The sequence below is a fragment of the Nitrobacter sp. Nb-311A genome (genome assembly GCF_000152905.1).
Classification (GTDB): domain Bacteria; phylum Pseudomonadota; class Alphaproteobacteria; order Rhizobiales; family Xanthobacteraceae; genus Nitrobacter.
This window is the reverse complement of the sequence record NZ_AAMY01000055.1, coordinates 1-9,505: the sequence shown is the minus strand read 5'-3', so window position 1 is coordinate 9,505 and position 9,505 is coordinate 1. Positions and strand designations below refer to the sequence as shown.

Sequence of the window (9,505 nt, the reverse complement as noted above, 5' to 3'; positions counted from 1 at the left end):
GGCTCGCAAATTTGACCCCGTATCGGCGTTCAATTTTGACCCCTTCGCGCGGCGTGGTTTGAGGGTAGCGCTCGACTCGTCGGAGCTGGCCGGGATTGCGGAGACGAGACGAGCGCGGGTGGCGTGATCGTCGTCGCGGCTTTTGAAGCGCCAGCTGTCGTTACCGGTTTCGACGATGTCGCAGTGGTGGGTCAACCGGTCGAGCAGCGCGGTGGTCATCTTGGCGTCGCCGAACACGCTGGGCCATTCGCCGAAGGCGAGATTGGTGGTGACGATGACGGAAGCACGCTCGTAGAGCCGGCTGACGAGATGGAACAGCAACTGGCCGCCGGATTGGGCAAAGGGCAGATATCCGAGTTCGTCGAGCACGATGAAGTCCATCCGGGTCAGATGTTCGGCAAGCCGGCCCTGACGTCCGTTACGGGTCTCGATCTCGAGGCGATTGACGAGGTCGACCACGTTGTAGAAGCGACCGCGGGCGCCGGATCGGATGCAGCTTCTGGCGATTGCGATGGCCAGGTGGGTTTTGCCTGTGCCGGTGCCGCCGACGAGCACGACGTTGCGCTGCTGGGCGATGAAGCCGCCGCCGGCGAGATCATTGACGAGCGTCTGATTGATCGGCGTGCCTTCGAACTGGAAGTCATCGAGATCCTTGGCCAATGGCAGCTTGGCGATGGTGAGCTGGTACTTGATCGACCGCGCCTGCTTCTCGTTGATCTCGGCGCTGAGCAGGTCGCCGACGATGTGCTGAGGTTCGTGCTGGCGCTTGACGGCCGTCGCCATGATCTCGTCGAAGGCAGCCCTCATTCCGTAGAGTTTGAGCTCACCCATGAGGTCGAAGATTTGGGTTCGTTCCATCAGATGGTCCTCCGGAGGTTGTCGTAACGGGCGCAATCGGCGATCGGCGCATGGCGGAGCGTCAGTGCCGCCGGCGTCATAATGTTGGCCGGTGCAGCGGGTTCGCGTTGGCGAGCCAGGATGTTGAGAACGACGTCAGCGGAATGAACGCCATGAGCGATCGCCTCGGCGCAGGCGGCTTCGACCGCCGACAAACCGTCCGTCAGCACCGCATTGAGGATGTCGACCATCTGTCGATTGCCGTCGTCGGTGCTGGCGAGCCTGCGCCGGATCCGTTCGATCGCGGCCGGCAACACCCAGTCCTTGAAGGGTGCGCCGTTACGTAAGGCCCCGGGTTTGCGCGCGAGCACCGGCACGTAGTGCCAGGGATTGTAGGTCGTCTCGCCGCGTCCGAACGATCGCGGATGCTCCGCAACGATGCGCCCGTCCTGACGGATCACGATGCGATCGGCATAGGCTTGAACTTCGACCGGGCGCCCGACGGCGCTGGCAGCGACCGAGTATTTGTTGTTGTCGAAGCGCACCAGGCAGGTCTTCGAGACCGATGCCGGCACCGCGTGGAATCCGTCGAACCGGCCAGCATAGGGAACGAGCTTGGGCCGCTCGGCTTCGAACACCTCCCAGACCGTCTGTTCGGCCAGTTCTGGATGTCGGTGCGCCTTGGCGTAGGCGATGCACTTATCCAGAAGCCACGCGTTCAACTCGTCCAGGGTTTTGAACCGCAGCCGTGGCGTGAAGAACCGTTCCCGGACCAGCCCGACCTGGTTCTCGACCTGACCCTTCTCCCAGCCCGACGCCGGCGTGCAGGCGACCGGATCGATCAGATAGTGGCTGCACATCTGCAGGAAGCGGCGATTGTAGCGGCGATCCTTGCCGACGAAGATCGTCTCTACCGCCGTCTTCATGTTGTCGTAGATGCCGCGGCTGCAGGTACCCTTGAACAGTGCGAACGCCCGGTCGTGGGCGTCGAATACCATCTCCTGCGTCTCCCGCGGATAGGCCCGCACGAACAGCATGCGGCTGTGGCACAGCCGGACATGAGCGACCTTCACGATCGCCGTCACGCCGTTGAGGAGAACGATCTCATGGCTCCAGTCGAACTGGTAGGCTTCGCCCGCCGCAAAGCTCAACGGAACATAGGCCGCCGCGGTCGATTGCCCGCGCTCCTTGCTCCAACGCCTGGCGTAACGCCGTACGGCATCGTAGCCGCCGTCATAGCCGCGTCCGCGCAACTCTTCGAAGATCCGGATCAGCGTCAGCTGTTCGCGAGCCGATTTGGCCGCGTTCGCCGCCAGCAGTTCATCAAGCTCCGCCGCCCAACGCCCGAGTTTGGGGCGCGGCTGGATCGAACGCTCATACTCGAACAAGGTCTTGCCCGACCTCAGCACCTTCCGGACCGTGTTCCGCGACACCTTCAGGTCACGGGCGATCTCCTTGATCGTCTTGCCCTTGATGAAGTGTTCGCGCCGTATCCGCGCAATCGTCTCCACGATCAGCATCCCCGACCACCTGCTTCATGACAAAGCAGGCAGCGCAACAGCCAACCTGTAGGGGGTCAATTTTGGACGCCGATCCCCCGGCTTACGGGGTCAATTTTGCATGCCGAATGACACCCCATTGTCCAGAGTTGTCGCAGCTTCGACGCGAGCCTTCCTGTAGAAGACATAGGACGGGTGCTTTAGCCACTCGTGCTCATGAGTTTCCAACTTACAGGTTGGATCGCAGAGATCATTTGTCCACGAGGTAATCGACACGAGGATCTGATTGCCCTGATCGCATGGATCAGTGCAGACAACATGAAGATGGGACCTCTCTGGATCATGCGGTGGCCCGGAGGGAATAAGCAATGTGCCAGCTTTGGCGACCACTTAATGAACCCGAGCCTTTGCAAACGCGCGGTCGATCTGCTGGAAGCTCTTCGCGACCTCAACAAATTCGTCCGCGTTCGCAACGCCGACAGCGTGCAAAATCCTTTGCAGAGGGATTTCGGTCGATCCGCCGTTGGGGTCTTCCCATTCCGGCACGTTACGAGGATCGTGCGTCCAATCCCGCAATTGCCACTTCGTCATGTGGCCGAATTGCCCCCAAACGGCATCAGCGCACTCAATGTCTGCCTCGCTCAATTCATCCAACTCGTCCGGCCGGATTTCGCGATTGGCTAAGGCGATATTGTGGTTTTCGCGATCCGTAAGAATAGCTGACCAACCACTTTCGTCGTCGTCATAGACGCCGTTGATATGGTCGTAGGTCATCGAATTGACGGGACCATGGGGCATAGAGCAACGCTTCTCATCGAGAACCGGAAAGCCAAATCTTTTGATGCTCTCCCGATCGATCAAATAGACAAGTTTGATCGCTTTGAGGATGTTCAGCTTCCCCCGACCCGACTTCAAGATCAGGTAGGCTATAAGCTGTGCTGCTCTTTTTGGTTCGTAGCTCACGAGCGCTCACCAACGCCGACGCGGCGCGCCTTCCTTATGGTCATGCTATAGTCCATTTTGCCTTAAGCGCAATATCGTGCCGCAAATCGGGTCGTCCCCACCTTCCGGGTGGCATAGGGCACACGAAACCGTCGACCGAAGTGCTCAGGCGCTCCTACGGAGCGGGCCTCGCTCGCCGCTATAACGGTCCGCCAGCAGGCACAAAGGCCGCCGCCGGTAGAGTCTTTATGAAGGCCCAGCAGCAGGCGCTTTTTCCGATTACGGTGGCGCACAAGTGGCGCACGAACGCCTAATACAAGAAAAGTCACGTGATTTCTCACGTGGCTTTCTATTTGATTTCATTATGAAATCTTGGTTGCGGGGATAGGATTTGAACCTATGACCTTCAGGTTATGAGCCTGACGATTACCGAACCGCTTCCTGTCAAAAGAAACTGGAAAGAGTGCGACGTCAGAACGCCCTTCTGTAACTGGAATCTTGTCGTCGAAAGAGCAGTAAGATTGCTCAGAAACCGCTGGCATTGCTGGACGATTGGAGCGGTACTGTCGGCGCGTTGAGTGGCTCCTTCGGCCACTGAATAACCCCGCCCCGCCGGTTCGTTTGCCGTGACGGGGCTTCGGTGGTGGCAGCGATGATGCTGCAGCAGCCGGAGACCTTACATGCCCAAAACACAATCCCGCAAAGCTACATCTCGATCGTTGACAGCGCCCAGGCGTGCAAAGTCAGCGAGCCGTGCACCGACCAAGGCCACCAAGGTTGCAGCCGTCAAGAAGAGCAGCTCAGCACTGGCTCGCTCTTTGGATCAACCGGTGAAGCATCGCGCCTGCAGCAAGCAAGCCCGGGTCATCGAGATGCTGATGAAGCCTGAGGGCGCAAGGATTGGCGACATCATGAAGGCAACTGGTTGGCAGCCGCATTCGGTGCGCGGCTTCTTTGCCGGTATCATTCGGAAGAAACTCAAGCTGACGTTGACATCGGAGGCTGCTGAAGCAGTTCGGATCTACAAAATCACTCGAAACACCACATCTGCCGCATCGGCTGGATCGAAGCCTGACCAGGCCGCGGCCTAATACCATGGTGAGAAGTTCAGGATCGCAAAAGCCTATCGGTCGAAGACTTAAGAGCTTGTCAATGGAAGATGAGATTGCGCACCTGCGCAGTCTCGATCTGATCGGCCTGCAGTGTCGCTGGCAGAGTGTTGTGGGGCGGCCAGCCCCGGAGCACCTGCCCAAGCATTTGCTGTTCGGTGTCCTCGCCTATCGCATCCAGGCCGACGCGTTCGGGGATCTCGATGCTGCGACGGTTCAACTTCTGGAGCGTGCAGCTGCCGTGCAGTCTTTGAATGAGGTTTTGCTGCTCGTAGCGGCCCAGGATCAGCGCAAGCAAGCGATGGTGCTCGGCACTGTCCTAACCCGGGAGTGGAACGGGCAACATTATCGGGTGATGGTCGTCCAGGGCGGCTTCGCTTTCGAGGGGAAAACCTTCGACAGCCTGTCCGGGATTGCATTTGCCATCACCGGCACGAACTGGAATGGACCGCGCTTTTTTGGTCTCCGCACCGGAAACGGCAAGGGAGTGCGAACATGAAGCCGGCCGACAACCGGGTCGTCCGGTGCGCGATCTATACGAGGGTGTCCACCGACTCCGGCCTTGATCAGGAGTTCAACTCCCTGGATGCCCAGTATGATGCGTCCCAAGCCTATATCCGAAGTCAGGCTCATGCAGGCTGGTCGCTGGTCAAGGCGCGATATGATGATGGCGGCTTCTCTGGCGGATCGACCGATCGCCCTGCCCTACAGCGATTGCTGGCGGATGTCGCGGCCCGCCGGATCCACATCATCGTCGTTTATAAGGTGGACCGGCTGACCCGATCTCTGGCTGACTTCGCCAAGCTGGTCGAATTGTTCGATGCCCATGGCGTCTCGTTTGTCTCGGTGACCCAGCAGTTCAATACCACCACATCAATGGGCCGCCTGACACTAAACGTCCTTCTTTCCTTTGCTCAATTTGAGCGGGAGGTCACCTCCGAGCGTATCCGCGACAAGATCGCAGCCTCAAAACGCAAGGGACTATGGGTCGGCGGCATGGTTCCGCTGGGTTACATCCTCAAGGATGGCCAGCTCCACATCCAAGAGGAAGAGGCCAATACCGTTCGTCTGATTTTCCAGCGCTATCTGGAACTCGGTAGCGTCAACCGCCTCGTCAAGGACCTGAAAGAGCGAGGCTTTAAGTCCAAGGTCCGGCAGCTGGCATCAGGCGGAACGCGAGGAGGTGTGCCGTTCACGCAGGGACCGTTGTTTTATATGCTGCGGAACCGTTTCTATCTGGGCGAAGTCAAGTTCAAGGGCGAGATCCTGCCTGGACCTCAGCCGGCCTTGCTCGACCGCACACTGTTTGAGGCCGTTCAGCAAAGGCTGACCGAACAGTGGTCACATCGCACGACGACACGTATCCGAACCCGCGCTCTCCTTGCGGGCCTACTGTTTGATGACGCAGGTCATCGGATGATCTTGACCTACTCCAGTCGGGACCGCGTTCGACATCGCTATTACGTTTCTGCGCCCTGTATCCGGGGTCAAACGGATGAGCCTGTTGGGTCTGTCACCCGCGTGCCTGCGTCCGAGATCGAGGTCACGATCTCCAAGGCGGTCATGGCCAACACGGACATGGATGAACCATTCGCGAACGAGACCTTGTCTCGAGACACGCTTGAGCGGTTTGTCACCCGGATAGAGGTTCGCAAGAACCAGCTCGCCATTCATCTAAGGTCTGGCGAAAATGATATTCAGGGGATCCACATCCACCACCATCCGGATCCGGCTGAACAATCCGCTCTCACCTCGCGCACCATCGTCGTGCCCTGGAAGAAGCCATCGAGGCCCGCCCGAGAGATCTTGCTGCCGGCGAATACGCCAGAGCATCGCGCCCGGCCCATGAAGGCCGAGCGCCGGTCGGCTCTGATCCGATCGATCGGCCGCGGCCGACTTTGGCTTCAGGAGATCGTCGAGGGCCGCGAGACGATCGAAAGCCTCGCCGCCCGCCAACATTGCAGCACGCGACATATTAATATGACCATCTCCCTTGCCTTCCTTGCGCCGACCTTGGTCACAACAGCCGTTGAAGGACGGCTCCCGCGCGGGATCGGTGTTGCTGCCCTCCGCGATGCGCCGGCTGAATGGTCACAGCAGATGAGGCGGCTCGGCCTGGCGCCCACGGCGCTTCCGATTCTGAGAACCGGTAACCGCGCCTTATTGATTGATCTGATTCCCAGGAACGGGAAATTGCGCCGCTGAGACAGCGTCCCCAAACCCGCCCAGGCGGGTCACAGAGACCGCGCCCCCGTAAATCAAAGTGCGGAAAGCCCGCCGCTAGCGGGGCTTTTTCGTCAGTCTCTGGAAATGTGAAAAATAACAGACTGGGTGGTGGCGGACGCAGTCAGATGCGAACGAGTCTCCGCAACGCAATTCCCTGCTATCAGGGAAATAACAGGGAATTCTAAGAAATCGCACCGCCCGGGAGCTGATCGGGGCATGCATTTTCGCGAGAAATCAAAGATTTGCACGCGAATTCCCTGCTTTGCCGAGCAGGGAATTTCTTGGAATCTTACAGGGAATTTGCGCAACGGATTAGGGAATCGGTAAGCGTCCATTTCTCGCACCCTTGTTCGATCGTTAGCGACCCCGATCTGTTCCTGTCTTCAATTTGAAGATGGAGAGAACAGCATGACGAGCGAACATCGAGGGTGGAGGCGTCAAGGCGAGGATTTTTGGCGGGCACATCACGAGGCCTGGAAGCGTAGCGACTTGAATCAACGTCAATATTGTGAAGCGCAAGGCATTCCGCTCAAGGCGTTTGGCAACTGGCGATCGTTGTTTAAAGTGGAGCCACAGCCGCCCAAGCGGAAGCTGTTGTATCGACGACGCCCCTTAAGTCCTCCCCTTAGTCCGCCGTTAAGTCCCCTCGTAAGTCCGGGGTCTTATCCCTCCTCGGCGGCAGCGGAGCCCATTGTTCCAAGACCACGTGAAGGGCATCGGCGACGGTTCAGCGAAGCCGACAAGCGTTGGATTCTTGAAGAGATGATACGGTCCGGTGCGAGCGGCAGCGAGATCTCGCGCCGCTACGGCATCGCTCCGCGCGTTCTGCGCCGATGGAAGCAGGACGTTGCCGCAGCGAAAGAGCTGGGCTTCGTCACTGTGCAGATCGCCGACGGAGCGACACCTGCGGCCGAGAGGGCCATGCCATGACGGCCTTGCTTCCTCCAAACGTAAAGGTGCACCTGGCTCTGGGCTACATCGATATGCGCAAAGGCATCGACGGTCTCGCGATGCTGGTGCAAGGCGTCCTGCACCAGGATCCATTTACCGGACATCTGTTTGTCTTCCGAGGTCGCACCAGGGCCAACCTTATCAAGATCATCTACTGGGATGGCACCGGCTTCTGCCTGTTCACAAAACGGCTCGAGCATGGTGTCTTTCTGTGGCCGCCGAGCATTGCGCCTGGCGAAACGCTGTCGTTGACCTCAGCACAGCTGTCGCTGCTGATCGAAGGTGTCGATTGGCGCGCGCCTGAGCAACGCTGGCGTCCGGCAATTGCCGGATGATCTGCGACCGATTGACTCGATGATGCAAGAAATGCGGCGAGAACGGTGCGAGTCAGTTAGATTCTTCTCGTATGAACGTCGATCTCGCCGCACTGCCCGACGACGTGGAGACGCTGCAAAAGCTGGTGCGTTCGCTTGTAGCCGAGCGCATCAGCCTCAGCAAGGCGAAGGCCGAGATCGAACGGCTCAATCTCATCATCAAGAGGCTGCAGCGCAACCAGTACGGCCGCCGGGCTGAGCGGCTCGATGACGAGCAGTTGCAACTCGGCTTCGAAGACCTCAACGCCGATCTTGCGCACGTCGAAACTAGCCTTCCGCCTCCGCCAGCCGAGAGCCGTCCCCCGAGGCCCCAAAGCGAGCGCCCGAGCCTGCCGGTGCACTTGCCCCGCGAGGATGTCAGGCTCGATGTTGAGCATCAAACCTGCCCGTGTTGCGGCGGCATACTGCACCTGATCGGCGAAACGACGAGCGAGATGCTCGACCATGTACCGGCGCGGCTGCGGGTCATCCGAATCTGCCGGCCGCGCTATGGCTGTCGGGCCTGCGGGACTATCCATCAAGCGCCAGCACCAGAGCGGCCGATCGCCAAAGGGCTGGCCTCCCCGGCTCTGCTCTCCCATGTTCTGGTCTCCAAATACTGCGATCACCTCCCGCTTTACAGGCAGAGCCAGATCTTCGCCCGGCAGGGCGTCACGTTGGACCGCTCGACCTTGGCGAACTGGATCGGCGGCGCCTGCTGGTGGCTGGAGCCCCTTCAATCCAAGCTCGCTGAACACATCTTTGCATCGCAGAAACTGTTCGCCGACGACACGCCTATCCCGGTACTCGATCCCGGCCGCGGCCGCACCAAAACTGGCCGGTTGTGGGTGTACGCCCGCGATGACCGGCCTTGGAACGGACCGGATCCGCCAGCCGCGGTCTATCTCTACAGTCCGGATCGCAAGGCTGAGCGTCCCGCTGCTCATCTGGCCAACTTCAGCGGCATCGTTCAGGTCGACGGTTATCCCGGGTTCGATCGGCTTCGCGACGGCGGCACCATCCAGCTCGCAGCTTGTTGGGCTCACGCCAGGCGGAAGTTCTACGAGGTGCAGCAGGCGACCGCCTCGCCTGTCGCGACCGAAGCGCTGCGACGCGTCGCCGAGCTTTACGTGATCGAGGCCGCCATCCGCGGCCAGACCGCGGAAGCACGGCAAAGCATGCGTCGATCAAAGTCGTTGCCTCTGGTCACGGCGATGAAAGCATGGCTCGAAATGCAACTCGCCCAAATCCCGCCGCGCGGCGGGCTCGCCGATGCCACTCGCTATGCCCTAAGCCGCTGGGATGCTCTTTGCTGCTTCCTCAATGACGGCCGCATCGAGCTCGACACCAACACCGTCGAACGCGCCATTCGTCCGGTCACGCTCGGACGAAAGAACCACCTGTTCGCCGGATCAGATGGCGGGGCTCAGCGCTGGGCCACAGTCTGCTCCCTCATCACCACGGCAAAGCTAAATGACGTCGAGCCCTTCACCTATCTCAAGGACATCCTTGAACGCATGTCGGCAGGTCATCCCATGAGCCGGCTCGATCAGCTCTTGCCATGGAACTGGCGCCCGGCAACTATCCT

The 9,505-nt window shown here is 59.7% G+C and carries 9 protein-coding genes; 6 read left to right on the top strand and 3 right to left on the bottom strand.

Annotated features, from left to right (window positions below; genetic code table 11):
- The 3 genes from istB to NB311A_RS09010 form a co-directional block, all read right to left on the bottom strand.
- Positions 1-858: IS21-like element helper ATPase IstB (istB, locus tag NB311A_RS09020; RefSeq protein WP_009797880.1), on the bottom strand; the 858-nt coding region annotated here is incomplete at its 3' end.
- Positions 858-2,357 (bottom strand): IS21 family transposase, encoded by a 1,500-nt coding sequence (gene istA / locus NB311A_RS09015; protein WP_009796680.1) that lies wholly within the window; start codon positions 2,355-2,357, stop codon positions 858-860. The genes istA and istB, both read right to left, overlap by 1 nt.
- 369 nt (positions 2,358-2,726) lie before the next feature.
- Positions 2,727-3,299 carry a Panacea domain-containing protein gene (locus NB311A_RS09010; RefSeq protein ID WP_009798217.1) on the bottom strand — a complete coding sequence of 191 codons (573 nt, stop codon included), beginning with the start codon at positions 3,297-3,299 and terminating at the stop codon, positions 2,727-2,729.
- A 659-nt stretch (positions 3,300-3,958) separates the two neighbouring features.
- On the opposite strand from NB311A_RS09010, the gene NB311A_RS09000 reads away from it, so the two are divergent.
- The 6 genes from NB311A_RS09000 to NB311A_RS08980 all read left to right on the top strand — a co-directional run.
- Positions 3,959-4,369, top strand: coding sequence for a DUF3489 domain-containing protein (locus NB311A_RS09000; RefSeq protein ID WP_040674627.1), 411 nt, complete (start codon positions 3,959-3,961; stop codon positions 4,367-4,369).
- A 61-nt stretch (positions 4,370-4,430) separates the two neighbouring features.
- The gene (locus NB311A_RS08995) at positions 4,431-4,886 is read left to right on the top strand and encodes a DUF2924 domain-containing protein (RefSeq protein ID WP_009798215.1); all 456 of its coding nucleotides are present in this window, start codon (positions 4,431-4,433) and stop codon (positions 4,884-4,886) included.
- Positions 4,883-6,592, top strand: a complete 1,710-nt coding sequence (locus tag NB311A_RS08990) for a recombinase family protein (RefSeq protein WP_009798214.1) — start codon at positions 4,883-4,885, stop codon at positions 6,590-6,592. The genes NB311A_RS08995 and NB311A_RS08990 overlap by 4 nt, the downstream gene beginning before the upstream one ends.
- Positions 6,593-7,021: 429 nt before the next feature.
- Positions 7,022-7,543: a transposase gene (locus tag NB311A_RS22920; RefSeq protein ID WP_083780429.1), complete on the top strand. Its 522-nt coding sequence runs from the start codon at positions 7,022-7,024 to the stop codon at positions 7,541-7,543.
- Complete coding sequence (gene tnpB, locus NB311A_RS08985; protein WP_009798194.1) at positions 7,540-7,899, top strand: IS66 family insertion sequence element accessory protein TnpB; 360 nt, start codon at positions 7,540-7,542, stop codon at positions 7,897-7,899. The genes NB311A_RS22920 and tnpB overlap by 4 nt, the downstream gene beginning before the upstream one ends.
- A 71-nt stretch (positions 7,900-7,970) precedes the next feature.
- On the top strand, positions 7,971-9,505 hold a 1,535-nt coding region (locus tag NB311A_RS08980), incomplete at its 3' end, for an IS66 family transposase (RefSeq protein ID WP_009798212.1).